Origin of the sequence: Salmonella sp. NW1250, assembly GCF_051812965.1 — a bacterium.
GTDB lineage: Bacteria > Pseudomonadota > Gammaproteobacteria > Enterobacterales > Enterobacteriaceae > Salmonella > Salmonella enterica.
Genome location: NZ_JAMNDD010000015.1, coordinates 109,284 through 132,158, shown reverse-complemented (window position 1 = coordinate 132,158; position 22,875 = coordinate 109,284). Strand labels below are relative to the sequence as shown.

General features: G+C 55.4%; 18 protein-coding genes. 1 reads left to right on the top strand and 17 read right to left on the bottom strand.

Translation table 11 applies throughout. The features are described 5' to 3' along the window. Window positions 1–648: 648 nt before the first annotated feature. Window positions 649–858 (bottom strand): hypothetical protein, encoded by a 210-nt coding sequence (locus NBA72_RS21345; protein WP_001659467.1) that lies wholly within the window; start codon window positions 856–858, stop codon window positions 649–651. A 718-nt stretch (window positions 859–1,576) separates the two neighbouring features. Between NBA72_RS21345 and NBA72_RS21340 the strand changes: the two genes are divergently transcribed. Beyond that, window positions 1,577–2,338 carry a hypothetical protein gene (locus NBA72_RS21340; protein WP_042948995.1) on the top strand — a complete coding sequence of 254 codons (762 nt, stop codon included), beginning with the start codon at window positions 1,577–1,579 and terminating at the stop codon, window positions 2,336–2,338. Window positions 2,339–2,825: 487 nt separating this feature from the next. Here NBA72_RS21340 and NBA72_RS21335 read toward each other — a convergent pair whose 3' ends face one another. The 16 genes from NBA72_RS21335 to tssB are packed head-to-tail and all read right to left on the bottom strand — an operon-like array spanning window position 2,826 to window position 22,313. Beyond that, the gene (locus NBA72_RS21335; RefSeq protein WP_153274311.1) at window positions 2,826–2,993 is read right to left on the bottom strand and encodes a hypothetical protein; all 168 of its coding nucleotides are present in this window, start codon (window positions 2,991–2,993) and stop codon (window positions 2,826–2,828) included. Next, window positions 2,993–3,472 (bottom strand): Hcp family type VI secretion system effector, encoded by a 480-nt coding sequence (locus NBA72_RS21330; RefSeq protein WP_001659462.1) that lies wholly within the window; start codon window positions 3,470–3,472, stop codon window positions 2,993–2,995. Before NBA72_RS21330 ends, NBA72_RS21335 begins: the two co-directional genes overlap by 1 nt. A 12-nt stretch (window positions 3,473–3,484) precedes the next feature. After that, window positions 3,485–4,831, bottom strand: coding sequence for a VasL domain-containing protein (locus tag NBA72_RS21325; protein WP_042948997.1), 1,347 nt, complete (start codon window positions 4,829–4,831; stop codon window positions 3,485–3,487). A gap of 13 nt (window positions 4,832–4,844) precedes the next feature. Further along, window positions 4,845–8,384, bottom strand: a complete 3,540-nt coding sequence (tssM, locus tag NBA72_RS21320) for a type VI secretion system membrane subunit TssM (protein WP_042948998.1) — start codon at window positions 8,382–8,384, stop codon at window positions 4,845–4,847. A gap of 14 nt (window positions 8,385–8,398) precedes the next feature. Continuing rightward, window positions 8,399–9,811, bottom strand: a complete 1,413-nt coding sequence (gene tssA, locus NBA72_RS21315) for a type VI secretion system protein TssA (protein WP_042948999.1) — start codon at window positions 9,809–9,811, stop codon at window positions 8,399–8,401. Between the two features lie 4 nt (window positions 9,812–9,815). Continuing rightward, on the bottom strand, window positions 9,816–10,481 hold the full coding sequence (gene vasI, locus NBA72_RS21310; protein ID WP_094301183.1) for a type VI secretion system-associated protein VasI: 666 nt from the start codon (window positions 10,479–10,481) through the stop codon (window positions 9,816–9,818). Further along, the gene (tssH, locus tag NBA72_RS21305; RefSeq protein WP_042949000.1) at window positions 10,478–13,120 is read right to left on the bottom strand and encodes a type VI secretion system ATPase TssH; all 2,643 of its coding nucleotides are present in this window, start codon (window positions 13,118–13,120) and stop codon (window positions 10,478–10,480) included. The genes vasI and tssH overlap by 4 nt, the downstream gene beginning before the upstream one ends. Window positions 13,121–13,128: 8 nt before the next feature. Continuing rightward, window positions 13,129–13,875 carry a type IVB secretion system protein IcmH/DotU gene (gene icmH / locus NBA72_RS21300; RefSeq protein WP_042949001.1) on the bottom strand — a complete coding sequence of 249 codons (747 nt, stop codon included), beginning with the start codon at window positions 13,873–13,875 and terminating at the stop codon, window positions 13,129–13,131. A 4-nt stretch (window positions 13,876–13,879) separates the two neighbouring features. Further along, window positions 13,880–15,223 (bottom strand): type VI secretion system baseplate subunit TssK, encoded by a 1,344-nt coding sequence (gene tssK, locus NBA72_RS21295; protein WP_042949002.1) that lies wholly within the window; start codon window positions 15,221–15,223, stop codon window positions 13,880–13,882. Window positions 15,224–15,225: 2 nt separating this feature from the next. Next, window positions 15,226–15,738 carry a type VI secretion system lipoprotein TssJ gene (gene tssJ, locus NBA72_RS21290; protein WP_371062423.1) on the bottom strand — a complete coding sequence of 171 codons (513 nt, stop codon included), beginning with the start codon at window positions 15,736–15,738 and terminating at the stop codon, window positions 15,226–15,228. A 14-nt stretch (window positions 15,739–15,752) separates the two neighbouring features. Continuing rightward, complete coding sequence (tagH, locus tag NBA72_RS21285) at window positions 15,753–17,030, bottom strand: type VI secretion system-associated FHA domain protein TagH (protein ID WP_077917561.1); 1,278 nt, start codon at window positions 17,028–17,030, stop codon at window positions 15,753–15,755. A 16-nt stretch (window positions 17,031–17,046) separates the two neighbouring features. Beyond that, window positions 17,047–18,081: a type VI secretion system baseplate subunit TssG gene (gene tssG, locus NBA72_RS21280; protein ID WP_042949009.1), complete on the bottom strand. Its 1,035-nt coding sequence runs from the start codon at window positions 18,079–18,081 to the stop codon at window positions 17,047–17,049. Then, complete coding sequence (gene tssF / locus NBA72_RS21275) at window positions 18,048–19,883, bottom strand: type VI secretion system baseplate subunit TssF (protein ID WP_042949005.1); 1,836 nt, start codon at window positions 19,881–19,883, stop codon at window positions 18,048–18,050. Before tssF ends, tssG begins: the two co-directional genes overlap by 34 nt. 5 nt (window positions 19,884–19,888) lie before the next feature. Then, window positions 19,889–20,314 (bottom strand): type VI secretion system baseplate subunit TssE, encoded by a 426-nt coding sequence (gene tssE / locus NBA72_RS21270; RefSeq protein WP_042949006.1) that lies wholly within the window; start codon window positions 20,312–20,314, stop codon window positions 19,889–19,891. Between the two features lie 5 nt (window positions 20,315–20,319). After that, the gene (tssC, locus tag NBA72_RS21265; RefSeq protein ID WP_058821730.1) at window positions 20,320–21,795 is read right to left on the bottom strand and encodes a type VI secretion system contractile sheath large subunit; all 1,476 of its coding nucleotides are present in this window, start codon (window positions 21,793–21,795) and stop codon (window positions 20,320–20,322) included. 20 nt (window positions 21,796–21,815) lie between these two features. Continuing rightward, window positions 21,816–22,313 (bottom strand): type VI secretion system contractile sheath small subunit, encoded by a 498-nt coding sequence (gene tssB, locus NBA72_RS21260; protein WP_039591385.1) that lies wholly within the window; start codon window positions 22,311–22,313, stop codon window positions 21,816–21,818. Window positions 22,314–22,875: the final 562 nt, after the last annotated feature.

Here is a 22,875-nt window from a genome sequence, read left to right as displayed (position 1 = left end):
TGAACAGAGCTTGCTCTGGCCCCGAAGGGGCGAGGCCCAGGGATGGGCTGAGTAGCGGCGCAGCCAGTTGGACAGACCGGGCGCGCAGCGAACGGGCTGCCCGAAGGGCGAGCGCAGCGAGTCAACCCCCCCCTCACCGCCATATTTGATACAAAATCAATCGTTTACAATGTAAGGTTGGTTTTGTCCTGTATAAAATGCTGCATAAAGAAGCTCGTGTAAACGGGCCTTTTTTGTATCTGAATGCCGCGATTTTTCGGTGTTTTTTCCGACTTAACTTTTTAAAATCACCAGAAGGCAGTTTCGCCGTTCAGCACAAATAGGTTCAGGCATGGTCTGGATCGGCCCCCAAAAAGTGTGCCATCTGAGCCATCGATAACCTGCTTTCACATACCCTATCCTGCCCATGATCACCTCGGAAGCAATGCGCCTTTTCCACTGGACACAACTGATTTTAGCTTTCCTTCCCACTCATTCCATGTACTCACCGTCTTTTATTACCATCCGCTGATAATGACTTTCCCGTTTCTTCAGGTACTACCATCATTCAACAGCTATGGGTATCTATGATGAAGACCTTTTATGTCAGACAAGTTTATCCGGTTTACTGAAGTTGAACATCGGACGGGATTTTGTCGCTCCCGGACCTTACCCGTCCTGCTCAGCGACAATGTCCTGCATATCTGACATTGTGCTGCCAAGTTCACGCTTTATCACAGGTTTTAAAGTTTTTTCAGTTACATTTTTTAGCGCCCGATATTCCAGATTGAAGTCAGCATCCCTTGCCGTGATGGTGTACAAAAAATGGTTGCCAACTGAAAAATCTGAAGAGTCACACCATGCATTAAATAACGCCATAGTGTCTCCTTAACATGGTTTTATCGGAAATGTGCTGTATAAATGCCGGGTGGGCTTTATGTGTAAGCCACCCTATAATTTTTCTGATAGCAGGTGTGAATTAGGTAGAGTGATAATTTCCCGGCAGTGGTCAGAATATCGCACGGGTGATGGAAAGAGCTATATCATGAATGTATTAGTGATCCCGATCAGTTTTGCCATCGGACCTAAGTCGCAGGCCTGAACCGCATCCCTCAGCGGTCTGCTGGCGTGCCGATTATCCATTTGTTAATCCCCCCACGGAATAGCAGCAAGCGATGTCTCCCACCGCAACACCCAGTGTCACAACCTCATTGATACATTATAATATTTCTCCAGTCATTTTCATGGTCAGTTACTCACTATTTCAGAAATACAGGCTTGTATAGCCGGATACAGAGCTGTGCCTGTGTCGAGCTAACTTCGCAATCTGTTATCGAATTCATATCACATCCTCCGGTTTTTATCTTCCTGTGGGACTTAACATCATCGTTAGTAAATTCACACAGGAACACGCACGCAAATAAAAATCAGATAATAAAATCAACACCAGACACATCAATAATAAAACAATATTAAATAAGATCATCTCATTTAAATTATGAATATAAAACAACTCTCCTTAAATTATCAACAACAGGATATAATAATCAGAACTTTTTAATTACACCGCCGTCCAATACACACTTCAGGAAAATATATGAAAATTCGTTCACCAATATATTTATGCGCAGCAATATTTTTATTGAGCGCCTGTGTACGCTCCCCCATTGACGCAAAAAAGAAGGACACATCCAGAACGGAAATGACTATCAGTAAAAATACTGCCAGTCAGTTAACTGATAAAGATATCTTCGGCAACGAAACTACGCTTGCCGTTTCAGAAGAAGACATCCAGGCCGCGCTTGATGGTGAGAAATTCAGCGTACCGCTGAACTCTGCCGTCATTCTGGTCCAGTCCGGCAATCGCGCACCAGAGATGGCCATGCAACAGGAAATGAGCCGGTATTACCGGATATCGACATTTACCGGTATCCCGGACAGACAAAAAGCTATTTCCTGTAATAAGGTAAAGAATGAGGAAGGGGAAGCTGCCACCAGCGAAAACATGAATTATATGCAGGCACTACGCTATATTGCGGCAAAAGGGCAACAAAAGGCAGTCATCGTATACTGGGACACACTACAGTCAGGTAAATATAACACCACAACAAAAAGCATGGTCTGGTCAGATTATCGAAACGAAAAATTATCCAGTACAGACTCGCTGCGTTACCTGGTGCGTTTCGCCCTGGTAGATGTGGCAACAGGAGAATGGGCGACCTGGTCTCCGGTAAACTATGAATACAATATTCTTCAGCCTCTTACTGGAAAAACATCGGTGACAGAACAGCAAATCGCTCAGTTAAAGCAGAATACATTCGCTGCTGTGGTTAAGGACATGGTAAACCGCTATCAGTAATCAGACGCAGCACTTTTGCGTTGTCTGCCGCCAATAATCTGTGGCGGCAGACAGCGGTACGAAAATATCCTGCTCTCAGTTCTATCTTTTTTCCGAACCAGAAACCGCGCCGCAAATGAGTCCTGACCTGCCGCCGTTAATGGAATTGGCTCCTGCGATATCAATTTCGCTCTGGGTGTTAAGTAGCAGGCAAAGATGTGTGTCATTATCAGCCATCCCCTGATTTACCGTTGCCCAGAAACCACGTAATCGTTCCCCGACCATAAGCATTCCTGGCGTTCTGATATAAATACACCATTCAGGAAGTCTTAAAAAACATTAACCGGTAATGAATCAGAAACAGGCGTATCCGTAAGGTCATTCAGCTGTGCCGGATGGACAGAATATATCCCCTTGCTGTATCACCAGGTGCCTGGCACCTTGAGTTTTTGTATTTCCTGGTATATCGCTCTGGTGAACGGTTTACGCCGTTTGCCCATAAACAATATTAGCCACCAGCTTTCCGGTAAAAACACCAGTAAGGCCAGTCAGGGATTTCACGCTCCTTCATTAAGCGGATATTTTCAATTCCACTGACAGCATCCGGGTAGTGCTTGTAAAAGGCATCAGCAATCCCAGCCGGATCCGATATGTGGTGTTCTCCAGATGCTGCCATCAGAATATCCGCTCGCTCCACAAACTGTATGCACTGGTGCCAGCAATACAATGCTCCCAATTAATACTTTCGTATGTGAACGACACCGATTCTTCCGGCTGCCCGCCGCTGTCGGTAATCGTGTGAGGAACACTGCTGTGTATACTCGCTATCCTTGCATTAATCAGTTTTACCCGATAATACAATTCGTTAATCCCAAACCGGTTAGTGCGGTAAAACTCAAAATCACAGGTCAAACATTCATTCTCATTAATTGCCTTGCTCAGCAGCGGTGAAGATTTATCCACTGGCTTCTGAATCACCAGTTCCTGATGATTGACGTTCTGCGCCCGGCTTAGACCATGGTTTAGTTCTGTCACCATAATCTGATCCAGATGCGCAAGCTGCGCCTTATTCCCGATAGACGCTAGCGATGAACATCCCGCTGAAATCAGCCCCTGTAACTGCCCGTTTAATGTCAGATAAACAAGATTTGCCATAGTAATACTCCTTTATTTTCCTGGTTTACCGTTCGGCGTTTCCGGCGTCTGGCTCTGCGACAACAGCAGCCAGCGACTCAGCACCCCGTCCAGTCGTTCGTTGATCTGTTTTTCCAGCATACCGGTATTTTTTCCGGCGGACTGCGCCTGCTGGTACTGTGTCAGCAGGTATTCCAGCGGCGTGTCCTGATTCAGCGAGCGCTCAGCCTGGTAAACCACGGTTTTGATATAAGAGAGCGTGAAGCCTTCTTTCGCCTGCTCACGCTGAACCAGCAGTTCGGCAAACGAACGTAAATCTGCCCGCGCCTGCTGCCAGCCCAGCATCTGCGGGCTGTTCGCCGCGCGACCTTTCAGGGTGTCGTTCCACTTTGTGGTGGCCTGCTGCTGTTGCAGACTCTCCGGCCAGCGACTGTCTGCCATTCGGACCATTCGCTGACCACTTTCCAGCGGCTGCAGCGACGAAGCACCGGCCAGTTGCTGTAGCCGTTGCGGGTAATCACTCAACTGAGGCGATGCCAGCCAGACAGATGCGGCACCCTGCGCCGTATCACGTGCCGCCGCTACCTGCTGTTGCAGAGGATAAACCTGCCACCACCAGACGACTGCCGTGACAACCGCGCTACAGAGTATCCCGGCGATAAAACCTTTGAGGGTGTTTCCCGAGCCCCCCAGGGTCCGGGACGAAACTGTGGCTGCCTCTTCGGGGACGACAACCCTCACCTCAGGCAGCTCCGGCAACGGCGGGACGGGAGCGCCTGCCGTGTCCATGCTCTCCGGCATATACATCAGCGTGCGAACCGTGGTTTTCGCCGCCGTATTTGCCGCTTTCTCTCTCGGCTGAGGCTCGCAGCGTTTTCGCGTGTTTTGCACAAAATAGAGCAGATTTTCCACCCGAGGGATGCGCTTAAGATCCACCTGCTGGAGTTTGTCGCAAATCACCTGCAGCGCCCGTTCCACGCGATACAGCAGCGATAGGTCCGCTTCGGAAAAAGCCAGCTGCTGGCGCAGAATATTGCCGGTCCGGGCGTTAAACCAGTCCAGCATTTCCGTGCGCGCGGCCCCCCCCTGCGGCCAGAACTTATCCCATTCGCGGCCAATCAACGCCGCCAGTAGCTCCACGCCTTCGCAGAACCCGGCCAGCCCCTGTGTGCGCGTGCGCGCCAGCGTGTAGTAGCTGGCGGTATGCAAATCCACGCCGTTGGACTTAAAAATAGTCAGCGCCAGCGATTCCACCAGCGTCCAGTTCATCTCCGGCTGCGCCGGGTGGCTGGCCTTGTTGATCTCCTCGCGCATGGCGCTGAACTCCGGCAGACCGCGCGGATCCTGGCCGGTGATAATCGTCTGAATATCCGTACTCATCGTCGTCACCTCCTCAGTACAACGTATCCGGCAGCCGGAACTGGTTGAACAGCCCGCCAGCAAACGGGTTGTCCTGCGTATCGGTGTGGACACGGTAAGTCATGGTGCCGCCATCCACGCTGAAGCGGGCAGTAAAAGTACCGTCCTGCACGCTGGTGAGCTGCCCTGCGCCAAACAGGCGGAACTGCGCCCACGGGCCACTAAAGGCAATACTACGCGGCGAGGTGTTGCCCCCCGCGCCCACCAGCGTCAGCTTGCTCTCGTTGCCTTCGCGCATATTGTTCGGCCACACCAGATGCGCCGTGTAGTTACGCCCCTGGGCGTAATCCACCAGTTGTCCGTCGAGGTTCAGCACACTGCGCCGCTTGTTGCCCGACAGCGCCACGGTTTCCACCGCAAACTGTGTCCCCAGTCCGTTCTGCGGGCTGAAGAAGATGTCGCGGATCTTCTGTGCGGTATCGAGCTGGTTCAGGACATCTTCACGGATCACCACACTGTCTTCCCCGTTCAGCCCCTGGCTGTTTTCCACAAACAGCTGCAGGTTCTGCTGGTAGAACGTATCCAGCACGCCGCCCGGTTTAAAAAAGCGTTCAAACGCATCCAGCGAGGCGTCTTTTTTCGACCGGGCGTTAAACGGATATTTATCCGCCAGCTGATCGTTGAAGGTTTTCACCACATTGTCGCGCCAGTCCACCTCCATGTAATGGACCGCCTCTACCATCACCACGTGCCACGCCTGTTCCGCCAGCTTACCCACCCAGCGGTTAAGCGGTGCGGGCAGGGTTTTCGCCATCTGGCGGGTGGCGAAAATCGGATCGCTACTGTTCTGATCCAGCCGGAGTTGCACCGCCTTCAGGGCCGATTTTCCCGGCACCGGCGCGTTCTGTATTGCCAGCAGATAGCGGTGCAGTTCGGTCAGTTGCTGATAGACCGCCTGCAGGATGCTGGCTTTGTCCTTCTGCTCTTCCAGGGTACTGTTTTCGGGCGCAAACTCATGCCCCAGACGGTTCAGCAGTTGCCAGTCAGGCTCAGCCTGCGCCTGGGCGCGTTCCTTGTCGCTCAGCTTTTCAGACAGGAGCGGCGGACGGGTATTGTCACGCAGCGCCGTCAGTACCCGCTGAAAAGGCTGATCGCCGCTGATAATCTGCTCCAGCGCACCGGTCAGCGCCGCCAGATTTTCATAGCCCCGGACATTCAGGTTATCCATCCCCGCCCGCCAGGTTGCGGTGTAATCGCTGATATACTGCTCAATAAGCTGGCGCTGAATTTCCGTCCGGTCAGCCTCGCTGTAGGTCACATTGTGCGTCAGGGCCAGCACCCAGGAATCCATGGCGGTCAGCTTCACCAGTTCCTCACGCTGTTTCACAAAATAGCTCTGCAGGCCGTAACGGGTCAGAAACTGTGGAACGATCAGCTTATTCTCGTCGGTGGCGATAAATGTTCTCTCAAACGTCGGCCCGGTCTGATCGCGCAGGCTGAGATCGGCGGGCAGCACACCCTGTGCCCGTGTTTTCAGGCTCTGGTATACCCGCTGGTAAACCGGTAGCCTGCTTAGCTCTTTCTGCGCGGCGACAACGGTTTTCTCGTAAGGCACCCACAGGCTGATGGCGTCGGCGTCCCCCTGCTGACGCTGTGCGTGCCAGTCGGTGTGCGCCAGCGCATAATCAAGATGAGACATCAGTTGCGCCTGAACATCACGCTTCCCGTGAAACTGTTCGCTCCAGCGTTTTGCCATAAACTGCTTCACCACCGCGTCATTACGCCCGCTCTTGTCCTCCAGCATACGGATGACACGCAATGCAGCGAGTTTCTCTTCCGACTCCGGCGGCGCACTGTTCATCTGTTTCACCAGCCCGTTCAGCAGGGCCGGGAGGTAACGCTGCTCCAGCAATTTAAGATACGTCTGCTCCACGTAAGGCCCCACCCGCGTCCCCTGATAGAGCCCCATATCCGCCAGCCAGCTTCTGTCGCCCCAGTCGCCGTAGGCCAGTGTGGCATCACGCACCGGGTTCAGCAGCGGCAGTTGCAGATAACCGCTGTCATCCATGCCCTGCGGCGGCGGCACCGCCATAAAGGACTTGGCCTGCGCCAGCACGGTCTGCCCGGCACGGTAGTTTTCGTTATACCCGTGATGCCAGCCCCAGATCAGCAGCAGCCCAGCCACCGCGCCGCATCCAGCAAAGAGACTCATCCGGTGACGAGAGCGGGCCAGCCACAGGCGATTTTCCCCGGCCAGGTTCGGCTCGGCCAGCAGCACCTGCGGGAACAGCTCGCGGGTAAAGTACGGCGTGGTATCGACCAGCGGCCAGGCCATCATGGCGCTCTGATCCAGTCCGTACTGGCGGGCAGCGGACTGGGTAAAGATGTCATCCATCTGACCTCGCTGCAGGGAAGAGGTCAGATAGACGCCGCGCAGGCAGATATCCTGGTGCTCACCGTCCAGTAAAGCCTCCAGCAGGCGGGCGATGCTTTCTCCTGCGCCCGGCATCTGGCGGGAGAAACTGAACGCCGCGCTACGTGCCGCCGGGGTGGACTGGCTGAGCATCTGGTCTGCCAGCGCCAGGTTCATCTGCTGTCCCCAGGACTGCCAGAAGGTATCCAGCTCGCGACGCCAGTCATCGCGTTCATGGGCATTGCGGGTGAACGTCACTCCCAAAATACTGTCGCGCCCGTTGCGCTCCAGGGCACGGAACCAGGCGGCAAATCCGGCCAACAGATCCAGTTTGGTCAGTACGATATAGACCGGCAGACTGGAATGCAGCGTCTGGCGGATCGCCTGTAACTGGCCGCGCAACGCCTGTACCAGATGCTCATGGCGGCGTTTGTCGGCGGTCAGTAAATCAGGCAGATCCAGCGTCAGGATCAGGCCATTAAGCGGCTGGCGCGTGCGCTTTTGCAGCAACCAGCCCAGCCAGTGCTCTCGCAGGCGACGGTGTAATAGGTTGCCATCATCCGGATCCGCCAGTACACCATCGGTATCAAAAATAACCGCCTGCCTGCCCACATAGGGTGTGATAAAGACCGGTTGGTCGGCTCCCCTGCTGGCATCCGGCGTATAAATCACATCAGCCGGAAACCCTTCGCGCAAAAATGTTGTTTTGCCGCTGCCCGCCGGACCGGTCACCAGGTACCACGGCAGTTGCCACAGATAACGACGACTGTCCAGATGGCGCTGCAGCCGCAGCAACCAGCGGTCGAGATAACGCTGCTGAATGTTGACGGCCACAGTAAGCGGATCCAGCTCTTCCTGACGCTGCTGCTTCTGCTGTTTTTCCACCCGCTGCAGGCGTTTCACCACGCTTACGGTCAGCCAGATAAGCGCCAACAGCACCCAGACAGCCGTCGCCAGCCAGCGATTGGCCAGCGGTTTCAGCCAGTATGTCTCGTAGAACCGCCACGCCGGGCCTTTCCACCAGATCCATACCAGCAATATCACCCACGCCAGCACCAACAGCCAGGCCACGGACACTTTAAATCGGGGCATCGCAGGTCTGAGCATAGATGCCAGCCCGCTAAATATCGGGGGAATACGGGGAGTCGGTATTCTGAACACAAAACGCTCCTGTTTTATTCGCTCGCCGTTTCCGTCGCGAGTTTCGTTTCCAACTGTTCCAGCAACGCCGGTTCCCAGTCGGACAACATCGTGTGCAGTCCGGTCTTAAACAGCATCCGGTAATGATATTGTGCAAGCTGCGTCATGCCAGCGGCTTCCTGCAGTTGCGCCGTCAGATACTGGCGGTAAAACTGCGCGCGCGGCGTATCACCGGGTAACCGTTCAGCCAGCACCAGCGCCGCCTCCAGCCCCTGCTCCTGCCAGCACAGCCAGACCTGCTGCGTCATATCATCCGTGGCAATCGCAACGGCAAGTTTCTGCGGTTCATCGGCCAGCCACTGCCGGGTGGCATCGCTGATAAACGGCGAACGGTCGTTAAACAGCAGGGAAGCAAGCGCAGGCAGACGCGCCACAAAACGACGAATCTCATCAAGCACCGCCTGCGCTACATCGTCGTGGCCGAGCTGCTGCGCTATTTGCGCCGAAAGGTGATGGCCGTCAAGCCAGTAGGGTGCCAGCAGCAGGCTCTGCTCCACCTGTTGCCAGAGCGTCATATCCGCACGGGTAAGACGTGCCTGGTAGTCAGCGACCATATCGGCAGAGACCGCCGCCAGCGGCGTGCGACCGTCGCTCTCCGCTTGCGGGGCAGAGGTAATATTCTGCCACAGGGCGTGACGGCGCAGGCGGTATCCCTGCGGCGATGAAGGCTGACGTTCGCACAGGATGGCCGCGACTTTCAGCAGCGTATCGCGCCAGGCTTTATCATCATGACTGTCGATAGTCACCACAGGTGCAGGTACTGTTGCAACAGGAACCGGCACGGCTGTCGGGACGCTGGCGCGGGTGACGTCCCCCGTAGGGGGCGTGGACGAAGTCACCGCGGGTGAACTGTCACGAAACGCCCGCTGGTACTGAGCAAACAGGTCATCGGTGGCTGACGCCAGTTCCGACATTTCGCACGCCTGCCAGCACTGGGCCAGTTTTGCCAGTTCCCCCAGCAGAGCATCACGCTGCTCCGGCATTGACGCAGCAGCAAAAGCCGCAATCCCCGGTTCAAAGCGTTTCAGGATCTGGTCGGCAAAGCGCTTTTTATTGGCGGCATTCTGCGGCCAGGCGATGGCCCAGTAATGGGCGACGTATTGCGTCAGCACGCTGAGCGCAAGTAGCGGGTTGCCTGCATGTTGCAGGGTGCGCAGCAGGTGTGACACCAGGCGAAAGTCCTTACTCTCCGAGACCAGAAGCTGCAACCCCTGCCGCTGGAGTTCCGGGACATCAAGCTGCGCGTGGTTCAGCGAACCCAGCTTGACAATTTCACCGTCGATATATTCCCACTGCGGGTTTTCATCGCTGAGTTTACTGGCCAGTTTTTCTTCCGGCAGCGCCTCCAGCAGATGTGACAGCCAGACGTCCAGGTTATGTATATCCATATCGTTATTCCCCCGCCCAGTGGCAGGCTTCACGCAGCGGCGCGAGAGTCTGCGCCAGTCCGTCAATGTTAAAGATCAGTTGTCCGGCGCCACCGTTCCCGGTCTCCAGGGTTAACGTTCTGGCACCGAACAGCTGTTTAATTTCATCTATGCCGGATAACCCCCGGCTGGCTTCCAGCAGAAAACCGTTCTCGCGCACAAACCAGCGCGAGCGGAACGCCCCGCTCTCCGTCTTCAGCGTGACTGGGATATCGTGCTCCTGTCGGGAAGCGCTCAGCGCCACCTGCATCCGGGTAATATTGTCCACACAACTGAACATCAGCACCGGGCGCGGCGGCAGACTGCCGATGGCGGGCGTGGTGATAACCACCGTCGGGTGCTCGCCTTCGGTACGGGTAAGCAGTAGCGCCGTGGAGTTATCCGCGCGTTGCGCCTCCTGTTCAAAGGCCCTTTTGCGCGCCTCGCCGTCATAGCGCGCCTTGACCAGTGCCCCGGCAAAACCGGAGTCAGCCTGCGGTGCCAGAATACGGTCATAGCAGTCCAGCCGCTCCAGGGCGGCAGGCTCTTTTCGGCAGGCCGACATCGCCTCCAGCGTCACCTGTCCATCCCCGGCAAAGACCGGGGACGTTATCAATAGCAGGGGCAGCAGCCAGCGGAGGGACTGGTTCATACAACCTCTTCCACTCCGGACACCGCGTCCTCAACATCAGCGGTAAATGCGCCGTCCAGCACATCCAGCGTGATACGGGCGACAGCCGTATTCGCCGCCATCTTCTGCAACAGCAGCAACGAGAGCGGCGGCAACATCTCGCCGTCAATAACCGACTCCAGCATGCGCGCCCCGTTTTCGGCGCGGGTAACACGCTGCATAATTTCATCGGTCACACCCGGTGTAATCACCACCTCCGCGCCGAAGCGGTTGCGCAGCACGTTATCCAGGCGGGCGAGTTTTCCGGCAATAATGGTGCTCAGCGTTTCGCGTGACAGTGGCAGATATGGCACGACTTCCATTCGCGCCAGCAGCGCCGGTTTAAAGAAGTCCGCCAGCACCGGATACAGGGCCTCCTGCATGACTTCCGGATTATCTGCATGTTCGACAATCACCTGGTAACCGAGGTTGGAGGTCAGGAAGAAAACAATATTTTTACAGTCGATCAGTCGCCCTTCGCCGTCAGCCATCTCGCCTTTGTCGAAGGCCTGATAGAACAGGTTGAGCACGTCAGGGTGCGCTTTCTCCACCTCATCAAGCAGCACCACGGAATAGGGTTTCTGGCGAATCGCTTCGGTCAGCACGCCGCCCTCGCCATAGCCGACATAGCCCGGCGGTGAGCCAATCAGGCGCGAGACGGTGTGTTTCTCCTGGAACTCTGACATATTGATGGTGGTAAGGTACTGACGTCCGCCGTAGAGCAACTCTGCCAGCTGCAGCACGGTTTCTGTTTTACCCACACCACTGGGACCAGCCAGCAGAAACGCGCCGAGCGGACGCCCTGGACGACGCAGATCGGCGCGCGCCGTCAGCAGGTGTTTATGCAGATGCTGAATCGCCAGGCCCTGGCCTTTAATGGTCTCGCCCAGCCACTGTGGCAGATCGGTAATGACCGACATTTCATTTTGCGACAGGCGATTGAGCGGGACGCCGGTCCATTCGGCAATAACCGCCGCTATTTGTTTTTTGTCCACATGTGGCGATACCAGCAACTGCGTATGGTGCAGCTTATCCAGCTCAGCGCTCAGGGACGCCAGACGTTCCGCAACCGCGGTTGCCTCTTCCGGTACGGTATCAGCCTGCGCCTCTGCTTCCGTCAGCAATGTCTGGCGCAGGGCAATAATCTCCTGTACCAGCGTCTGCTGCTGGTGCCACGCGGCATCCAGCGCCTGAAGCTCTGCCTGCGCCGTTTCATACTGTGCGTGAACCTCATCGCACCGGCCACCGTCCGGGCGCAGACCGATGCGGATTTCCCGTTCAAGCTGGCGGATCTCCGCCTCACACTGCTGGCACAGGGTGGTCAGCGCTGAGATTTGTTTTGGCGGCGAGGACAGATTGATTGCCACGCGGGCGCAGGCGGTATCCAGTACGTCGATAGCTTTATCCGGCAGCTGACGCCCGGAGAGATAGCGTTCGCTTAACGTGGCAGCCGCCTGCAGCGCGTCATCATCAATCAGCACGCCGTGCGCCTGCTCATACACTGCCGCCAGCCCGCGCAGAATAATGGTGGCTTCGGCAGCACTGGGTTCGCGTACTTTTACCAGCTGGAAGCGGCGCGACAGCGCGGCATCTTTTTCAAAGTATTTTTTGTATTCGCTCCAGGTGGTGGCGGCAATGGTTTTCAGCTCGCCGCGCGCCAGCGCTGGTTTCAGCAGGTTGGAGATATCCAGCCCGCCCTGCTGGTTGCCCGCGCCAATCAGCGTGTGAGCCTCGTCGATAAACAGAATGACGGGGACCGGCGACTGAACCACTTCCGCCATCAGCCCCTTAAAACGCTTTTCAAACTCGCCCTTAACGGAAGCACCCGCCTGCAACGCCCCCAGATCCAGCGTCATGATATCGGTATTTTTCAGTTTGTCCGGCACCTGACCGGCGACAATACGCAACGCCAACCCTTCGATCAGCGCGCTTTTGCCCACCCCCGCCTCTCCCACCACCACCGGGTTGTTCTTGCGACGGCGACAGAGAATATCGATCATCAGGTCGATTTCACTGTCCCGGCACAGCACCGGATCGAGCCTTCCCTGACGGGCATCTTCGGTCATATTTTTTGCATAGCGGGCAAGCAGACTCTCTTCTGAACGCACTGCCGTGGAGGCCGATTTATCCGCATTCAGCATGACCGACTCCGCCGACTCCCGCGTCCAGTCGGCAAAATCCTGGCGTAACCGGTCGCGGTTAATCCCGGTCAGCAACCGGGCGGCGGCGGGCGGTACATAGCGTGATGTCGCATGCAGCAGTGCCAGCAACAGAATACCGCCGCGCAGCTCGCTGGACTGCATTTCCGCCGAGGCCAACAACCAGCCGTCGCGCAGCCATTCAACCAGTAGCGGCGAGAATACCGGATAGCTGTCGGTATGGCGCATGGTAGCGTAATTCTCCACCATCAGCGCCTGTCCCAGCTCGTCCACGCTCATCTCTGCTCTTTCCATAATCACCCGCAGGTCGCAGCGCGGAATGGCCAACATCTGGGTCAGCACATGGCTGACGGTGATTTCGGTGGCTTGCTGGCTCATACAGGCCGTGGCGGCCATTTCCAGCGCCTGACGGGAGAACGGATTCAGCCGTTTAACCAGCGTGGAGATATCAATCTGAATCATGGGTGTCCTTACCTGGCAAGCAGCCGGTTTAACTGGTGAAGAATGTCCTGCGTCTGGCCGTCAAGGCGCAACAGATAAAACAGATACACCAGGGCGAGCACCACAATGCCGCCCAGCAGAAGGTGTCTGACAGCCAGGCGTTTTATCAGCCGATAGCGTCCCCCCTGCGCGACCTGATTCTGGTGCAGCAGCGGAAACGGCGCATCGCCACGCAATGGACGCAGCACGTGGTGCAGGCGGCGGTATATCTGTTCAAACTCGTCCTGACTCTGCTGCGCCACTTTGTAGCGTCCGCGAAAACCGAGTGAAAAGCAGAGGTATAAAAATTCCAGCAGATCCTGGTAGCGTTTTGGTTCACGCATCAGGCGTTCCAGCAGGATAAACACCTTTTCCCCGCCCCAGGCCTCGTTGTGGAAATGGACCAGCAACGACTGCCTGATCCACTCGTTTTTGTTTGACCAGCCGTTGCCGAGCGCCGCCTCATCAATAAAGGTGCAGAGGATGTAACGAAAAGACACAATCACGCCCGGCTCATAGCCCTGCTCCTGCAGCAGTTGCTCCACCGCCTGCACGTCGGTCACCACCTGCGCAAACAGGTGTTCCGGCATATTCAGGCTGTTCATCCCCGACAGGCGCATCACCATCCCCAGTAGCGGCGTGGCGGCATCGATCATCGGATTCAGGCTGTTGCCGCGCAGCGCCAGGCGATACTGGCGACCGGAGTCCGGTTCAGACGGCAGCACGAATTCGCTCATCGTCTTATCCTCTTATCGCCCACAGCTGCATATCCAGCTCCGGGAAGGTCCCGGAAATATGCATCGCCAGCGCGCCCGCCTTCACCACGTCCTGCCAGGTGGAACTGCCTTTCTCCAGCTCAAAGTAGACATAGCCGTCGTGGTACGGCAACTGACGGGGGGCCGCAGGCAACGCGCGCAGCGGAATGCCCGGCACCTGCACGCTGACCATATTGCGGATTTTGTCGGTGGCGGCGATTTTCGACTGCTGGGTAAACTGGAGGATTAGCTGGGCATGCGGCATTCGGGCGCGAACCGCCAGCACAAAGACACCGGACTGCAACAGGCCCGGATCGTTGACCGTGGCCAGGTAAATGCCCTCGGTAAAGATCAGCGGCAGGTTCTGCGCACGGGGTTGCAGGACAATATTGAGTGCCCGACGCAGCTCCGGGATCACCGTTTTAAAGGACTGCGTCAAATCGCGATGGTCATAAGACTCAACGGTGCAGGGAAGACGGCTGTTTTCGGTGAACGTCATCAGCTCGCCCAGCAGGCTGACCAGATCCAGATAAAAGGTTTCCGGATGTAGGGTATGCAGACGCGCCCGGTGCGAGAAATGCATCTGCCAGCGGTTGAGCATCTGCAGCATCATAAACTCGGCGACGTCCGCGATCCCGCTCTGCTCCGGCGAGCCAATACGCTTCGCCAGATCGGCGGCTCGGGTGGCGATCAGCCCCTGAACATCACCCACAAAGCGATTCAGAACCGGGCTGACACGCAGCGTCTGACAGGTCGGGATGAAATCGTCATCCAGCACCAGCGCGCCGCCGGGCTGAAAACTGCGGATGCGGCACAACGGCAGCACCACCATCGCGCTGAGATCCTCTGCGCCGTTGACAATTTTCGGCCCCAGTTGCCCCAGCGTCAGCGACTGCATATCGCCGTCATCGCTGTGGACGTCGCGGACATCAGTGCGCACTATGCTGTAGCGCTCCGAACTCTGCCCGGCACTGCGGACGCCCTGCACTTCGCTGATGTTATGGGTGGCGACCGGCAGCGCCAGGTAGATATCGTGGCTTACCGGGGAATTCAGTTCCCGTGGCTGAAACGGCTGCGGCAGCAGATCCTGCTCAGGGATACGAAACACGGTGCCGTCCGGCAGACAGCCCGCCGCCCGGTCGATCATTACCTTGCCCTGCGCCAGTAGTTCAGTATTCAGCGACAGCTCGGTGAATCCCCAGGCAAAATCACCCAGCGCATCCAGCCGCTCGCGCAGCATCGCATCATTATGGCGCTGCTGCTGCTGAAAGTGCTGGGGCAACGCAAACATCCCTTCCTGCCAGAGCACCCGGTTTTTCATTGTGGCCATCGTTATTTGTCCTCGGTCTTCATTTCAATACTGTTCTGGCGTACGTGCACCAGCAGGCGGTAGTGATGCCCGGTTCCTTCCACCGGCACGATTTGCTTCCATTCGCTGGCCTGGTCGTCGGAGAAATAGGCGACGATGCCAATGAACTGCGTTTTCGCATCCAGACTCACGTCAGGCAGCGTTTTTAGTGTGTCTGGCAGAAGGGTGAAATCCTGGTGATCGAGATAGTTTTTCCCCAGAGCTTCCGGCAGTGGCGTGGATGCCAGCTGGTCATAATCTGCCGCCTGAAATTTTGAGTCATCGGTCAGGTACACCAGTTGCACATCAACTGGGGCAGGCTCGCCTTCGCTGTTCAGGTTGCTGTCCGGCTCGGTCAGCAGCGTGAGGGTCACCGCAGAAGGCTGCTGTTTCAGATCGCCAACCTGAATACCGGGATCGGCAATCACCTGGCCGATCTTTTTGGTCATCGTGCAGCCACTGACGCTAAGCGCCAGCATCAGCATCAGCATCAGCATGACAAAAACGCGTCTCATACTTCCGGTTCCCGCTGCTTCTCACGCAATACTCTGTCATACACCTGGGCATAGACTTCGTTAAACAGCATGGCGAATCCCTGCTGTCTGTCCGAAGCCAGTTCGGCGTAATAGTGGCGGTACATTTCCCATGCCCCGGCATCGTCCAGCTCCCGGCGCAGCTCGTGGCTGCGGCGATACTGTACAAAGCGGCGCAGCAGGCTCTGCGGCGAGAAGGCCTCCAGCATCACCCGCAGCGCTTCGGCAATTGCCGCCCGGTTGGCCTCTTCGTGGTGGCGGACATTGCGCAGGCTCTCGCGAATGGCGGCAGGGGCCGCCAGATGCACCGGACTTTTGCCTTCGGCGAACATCACTTCCAGCGCCGTGGCGTAGTCAAGATTCAGGCGCAGCGGGTTATCTTCCAGCGGGCGCAGGTGTTTGTCCGACAGACTGTTCTGGCTGTGCTGTAAATCGAGCAGTCCCTGAATCGCGGCCTGCAGGGCGCGTCCGCTCTCTTCCAGGAAGGCGTCGGCGTCCTGCGAATTGTGCACGCTGAGCGAACTGCCCAACCCGCGCAGCAGCGGCGTTACCGCCAGATGTTTCTGCGCCGTTTGCGCCGAGGAAAACTCATCTTCATCACGCGGGTCCGCATACACCGGGGGCAGCTCCATAAAAGAGGTATCCAGTCCACCGTTGGCTTGCAGATCCGACAACGGCACGGTCCGCTGCCCGTAAGCCGCTGGCGCGGCGGTCAGACTTTCACTCTCTAACACCTGTAAAGGGTCGGAGGAAAAGCTGTTGACCACCGTGGACGTCAACTGGTGACGCTGCTGCAGCCCCGGATATTCCGGCTGGCCGTCGGTGGAAATCAGCGCCTCCACCAAACCGTCACGCTGCATCACAATGCTTTCCGGCGTCGCCATCTGCTCGTCATAGCTGATACGTTTGCCTTCGTGCAGAAAGACTTTTAATGCCAGCGCGCCCAGACTGATTTCATCCCCCTGACGCAGGCGCACTAGCCCGGCGTCGGAGGCCACCGGCGCCAGGTTGAGCATCAGCCCCGGCATCAGGCTGCGCAGGCAGAAAGCGCCGTCATGCAGCACAATGGCGCAGGCACGCCCGGCAATCGAGCCAGCCCGGTCCTGTACCGGCCAGTGGCACCCTTCAGCATGGCCTATCTCGCCGCCGTCACCGGAAAACAGGCATTTTGCGGCGCGGCCGCTTTCCAGTTCATTGCCGTTCATTACCTGAAGCGTCAGCGACAGTGTGGAGGACTGTGGTTTTTCCTCAGTCATTTGTTGCTCCATAAAATTAATCCCTGATGTGGAGGGTGACGGAAGGCGAAGCCACCGGCTGGCCAATAAAACAGGTCCGTCCCAGACGGGAACAGGATTTATCCCCCAGCCGCATCCTTCTGGCCTGCTCCGGTGCCAGACCCAATTGCAGATCCCAGGCAAGCTGGTCACGCAACAGAAACGAAATAAACATTTTCAGCGCCTGATGATCATCCCCATCAGGTAAAAACGACAGGTAACGCGCCATATCCAGGCCGTTAATCCGCAGCAGGAATTTACCGCTGCGATCCGGCACCCGCGCGCCAAGTGTAAAATTGACACCCAGCACAGAACGTCCGGCGACATATCCATCAGTGCGTATCTTCGGATTACGTATCCCCACCCGGTTCTGCTCTGATGGCGCGATCACCACTTTGCGCAGTTGCCAGCTCTCAATCGTGACATCCGGCAAATCAAAGCAGTGGGAAACCAGATTGCATACCACATCCGGCGAACGCCCCGGCGTCGCCAGTATTCCGGCATAGGCCAGCATTTTGCTGTGGTTGATGGCGAGCCTGTCGCGTGCGCCGCGGTTGCCCAGCCCGACAAGGGAATACATACGCTGCGAAAACACATCCGTCCCGCCATTGCGAAAACAGATGTAGTAGCGGTACTTACGCCAGGCGTGGTAGACAAACTGCGTCCAGCGGTGGCTGAACACATCAAGAAAATCTTTCAGCCCTTCTTCATTCTGCGCAGATTCCCGCGCCATCCGATCAAGGTAATAACCCGGAAGCGGCGACTGGCTGCCGGAAAAACCGAGAAATGTTGAGATCAGTGTGAACTGCCCGTTATCTCTACGCGTGAGCGACGTCAGATCGCTCCCCGGAAAAGCGATGCTGGCATCAGATTTAAACAGTATCACCTCATCTTCCGGCTCAGTACGCAGAGACGGTTCGCTCCCCGGTTCACCATAGCGGCGATAGAGCGATTCCAGCAGGACATAAAAACTGATATCCCGCACATCCGCCGGGAAATCTACATCAGAGCGTGCTGGCCGTTGTTCTGCCATACCCATGTCTCCCGGCTTTCCGTGTTAACAATTTTCAGATGGTGAAATGAATTGATGCTGGCATAGAGTGCGAAAAAGTGCGTAAGCACGTTTCCCAACAGGTAAATCTCCCCCTCACAGACAAACGGCTCAGGGTTGATCCACAGCGTGGTGGACAGCCCTCTGACAGGTACGCCTTTAAACAGCCAGTCAATGGGCCGAGTTTCCATCTTCTCAATGGCGTCCAGCTTTTGTCTCGACAAACGGGCCTGTTGTGGATGATGGATGCCGGGCAAATCGAAAGTCCGCAGGATCTGCACCAGCGCATCACGGTCCAGCAGGGAGAGATAATTCAGGTTCATACTGGAAATCAGCGACCAGTGCATATCGCCGTCCGTGACCGGATACAATGGCCGCGTCGGACGCGTGACGTTGCTGAAGCTGGCTACGGCCGGGTTTTTCCCCACGGCGACACAGATATCGCCTGTATGCAGTTCCGCAGGCAACATCCGGTTGGTACAAACCAGCGCCACGCTGAGCGCTTCACCACTCAGCCGCGAAGGATCAGGCAGATTGCCATCGGCATGAACAAAGGCAATGTCGTGTTCAAGGCCACGATGGAATAGCGAGGTTTTTGTCCGGTGATGCCAGTAAACCACTTCACGCTGACGGCTGTACTCAATCTGATGATTAAAGCTCTCGAACTCGGGCCAGAGGCGCAGTGGATCAGCGTTTGTTTGTCCGGGGACATCACCGGAGGCAACAACTTTACTGGCGACAGACTGCACCTGAAAAATATCGTAAGCATCCGGATGCTGATGGCTGGCCCGTAACGGATACTGGGGGGAACGACCATCTGGGCTGACAGGCTCCGCCTGATGCAGGAACAGATTGACTGCCGGAATACAGAAGAGATGCAGGGAATTCTGGCGTAATTTTACATTCACCGGTAATGGCTGATTGAAACGCAGACGCAGCGTAAACGCACCGCCGTGAAAATCATCCGGCAGCGATATGGCATCACGCAGATGAAAGAAAAAAAAGCTTTCCTGGTAACAGAAATACTCCTGAAGTACACGATAGCCGTTATGAACATTTTTAGGCCACGGCAGCAGAGCATCCTCACGCTCAAACCCGGCAGCATCCAGCCATAAATCCGGTAACGCAATGCGACGATCGCCCACAATCAGTTCAGCATCCATCAGACGTTCGCTGAACCACAAATAAAGCTGGTAGCGGGTGTAATCATCGTCGTTACCCAGCCAGAAGCTGATTTTGTTTAAATCCAGCGCGTCGGAGGAGACACCGTTTTTAGTCACAAACGCAATATCAATGATGCCTTCTTCAAGGCTACTGACATTACGTACATCCTGGATCTGCAAAGGCTGCAGCCACGTGTCGCGGGCCAGCGTAAAACGGCAGGCAGAGGAGGATAAAATGTCATCGTTACTCAGGATTTTTCGCCCCGATGTGGACACCCGGACCACGCCTGAGCTGACCTGCTCCTCACGTAAAACCTGTACCGGCGCTTTTATATTATCTTCAGGTTTGTATTTAATGACCGTCATGGACGGGACCGGGCGCAGATAGTTGGGCCACAACATGCGGATGATGCCGTGCGTAAACTCCGGAAACTCATCTTCCAGTTTTTGCCGCAGCCCCCCTGACAGAAAAGCGAAAGCTTCCAGCAGACGCTCCACATCCGGATCGCCTTCCTTTTCGGCCAGGAAACGAGCCAGATACGGTTTATCCTTCGCCAGCAGTTTCCCGAGCTGACGCACGTAATCCAGCTCTTCCTGGTAGTAACGTTCTTCAAAAGCCATTCGTTTTACTCCACCCGGTAGCGCTGACGGTTGTCCAGCAGGATCTCAAACTCCAGCAGTTTTCTGGCATCGTGAAAGCTCACCTGCGCGACGATATGAAAACGTAATTCCTGCGGGGCAGCAGTATCCGGCATATCGGCGCCCACCGTCACATCAACAAGCCGGGGTTCGTAACGCAGAATGCAGTCACGGATCCCCTGGCCAATTTCCTGACGAAAATCACTCGAGACCAGCGCATCATCATTCAGATCGGGAATGCCCAGCTCTGGCGAACCATAACAACTGCCGGAACGGGTATTCAGAACGTTTTCCAGGTTGCGTCTGATGGACTGTAACAACTGCCCTGGCGACGATAAGCGGTGTGACGGCCCGGCCGCATTCCCCACCCGCTCAAACAAACTGCCCTGCATTCCGGTATCCCGTTCCGTCATGGTTGTTAATCCCTGTCCAGACGGCCAACGAGAGACAGCTCAAAGCTGGCCCCCATATATTTAAAATGCGGACGCACGGAGAGCGACACCTGATACCAGCCCGGCTCACCTTCCACATCCAGCACTTCAATTCTGGCCTGACGTAGCGGCTTACGGCTGCGCACTTCAGCTGGCGGATTTTCCTGATCGGCTACATACTGGCGGATCCAGGTGTTCAGTTCGCGCTCCAGATCGCCACGCTCTTTCCATGACCCAATCTGTTCACGTTGCAGAACTTTGATATAGTGCGCCAGACGGCTGATGATGAAGAGGTAAGGTAACTGGGTGCCCAGCTTGTAATTGGTCTCCGCCTCCTTGCCTTCCGGCGTGTTGGGAAACACCTTGGGCTTCTGTACCGAGTTTGCCGAGAAGAAGGCTGCGTTATCACTGCCCTTACGCATGGTCAGAGTAATGAAGCCCTCTTCTGCAAGTTCAAACTCGCGGCGGTCAGTGATCAGCACTTCGGTCGGAATTTTGGCCTGCAACTGCCCCATCGCTTCATACAGATGGACCGGCAAGTCTTTAACCGCCCCACCGTTCTGCGGGCCGATAATGTTCGGGCACCAGCGGTATTGCCTGAAGCTCTCCGCCATATTCGCCGCCAGCAGGAATGCAGTGTTACCCCAGAGGTAGTCATCGTGACTGCGGCTGACATTTTCCCGGTAGTAAAAGCTTTTCACCGGATTGTCGCCCGGCGCATACGGCTGACGTAGCAGGAAACGTGGTGAGGTAAGGCCGAGATAGCGGGAATCTTCAGATTCGCGCAATGCACGCCATTTGGTATAGGCCGGCCCCTCAAAAATAGCGCTAACATCTTTGATGCCCGGCAGCTCAGTCCAGGAATCCAGACCGAGAAACTCCGGCGCAACGGATGACAGGAATGGCGCATGCGCCATTGCGCTGACCGCACTGACGTATTTCAGTAATTTCAAATCTGCCGCATTATTTTTAAACGCGTAATTACCAATAACGGCTGCAACCGGCTCACCACCAAACTGGCCGTAGCCGCTGGAGTAAACGTGCTTATAGAAACCAGACTGGGTGATTTCCGGGGCGAACTCAAAGTTATCCAGCAACTCATCTTTGGTGGCATGCAGCAGATAAATTTTAATGTTTTCGCGCGGATCAGTACGCTCAACCAGCAGTTTCAGGGAGCGCAGGAGCGATTCAAGCTCCTGAATCACCGGGTCGTGAAGGATCAAATCCATCTGACGACTTATACGATCGTCAATATCCGCAATCATGGCGTTAACCGCCAGAATGTCGATTGACTCCGCTTCATTCTGCAGCAGGGCCGAGATAAATGCGGTCACGCCCTGGCGGGCAATACCATAGCTTTCAGACTCAGGCTGAAAACGGCTCTGCGCCATAATATTGTCCAGTAATGACGTTCCTGCTTCTGGCGCAGCACTAACGGGAGCAACTTCTTCCTGTAAAGACATAGTGAAATCCTTGTGCAAAGTTATTTCTGGCTGGCCAGACCCAGTTCCTGAATCAGCTGTTCGCGGGTTTCCTCGTTATCCAGAAGTGCCTGCAGCTGAGCGCGAAATGCCGGGATATTACCCATCGGCCCTTTGAGGGCAACCAGCGCCTCACGCAGCTCCAGCATTTTTTTCAGCTCAGGCACCTGGCTGGCGATGTTATCCGGTGACAGGTCCGCCATCGAATTGACTTTCAGGCTGATATCCATACGCGCGTCAGCCTTTTCACTAAGCACCGACGGCACGGAAACGTTCCGTTCAATACCAGACTGGGCGAGTACTGCGTTTAAGGTGTTTCGGTCAACCGCAACAGGCTGACGCTCATCCAGTGGGGTGTCATCCGGCCTTCCCAGTAAATCCCCGGTGACCAGCAGGCTCAGCGGGAGTTCAACTTCAGCCGTCCGGCCGTCCATTTTCGGAACGTAGCGAATATTAATGCGCTCCTTGGGAGCTATACTTCCGTCTTTATTATTACTCATAAAATATTCCATCAGATTATGTTTCACATATTATACTGGAGCCACAAAAGACCTTCCCACTTTATTAAGGAAATACTCAAAACACGTTTTTGCGGTATAAAAAATATGATGCAGAATTAACATTAAAGCGTATGATACCCCAGAAGATAAATTTTAAAACTACTTTTAAAAAAAAAGAAAAGAGATATATTCATTTGTGATAACTTGCACAGAAACTGTCCTGACCCACAGGACACCCATAAATATCGCATGATACATTGCGCAACAATAAAAACGTAACACGATGAATAAGCCATGAAAAAAGCAATCAGATAAAATTAATTATTCACAAGGAAAATAAATCAATAGATTTTTATTGATAAATCACAAAGTCAGCAATGATAAAACAAACGTGGGTTTATTTAATTGGGATAAATAATATTTATTCTTGATGCGATAATGCCAAAATAAATAATAAAAGCGTCAGCAACAAGTGATGGATTAACCCGCTATGAATATGGATAACCCTCCGGTTCATTACTATTTGGTGATCCGGGAGAATAGCAACAAAGTGTTTATAAAT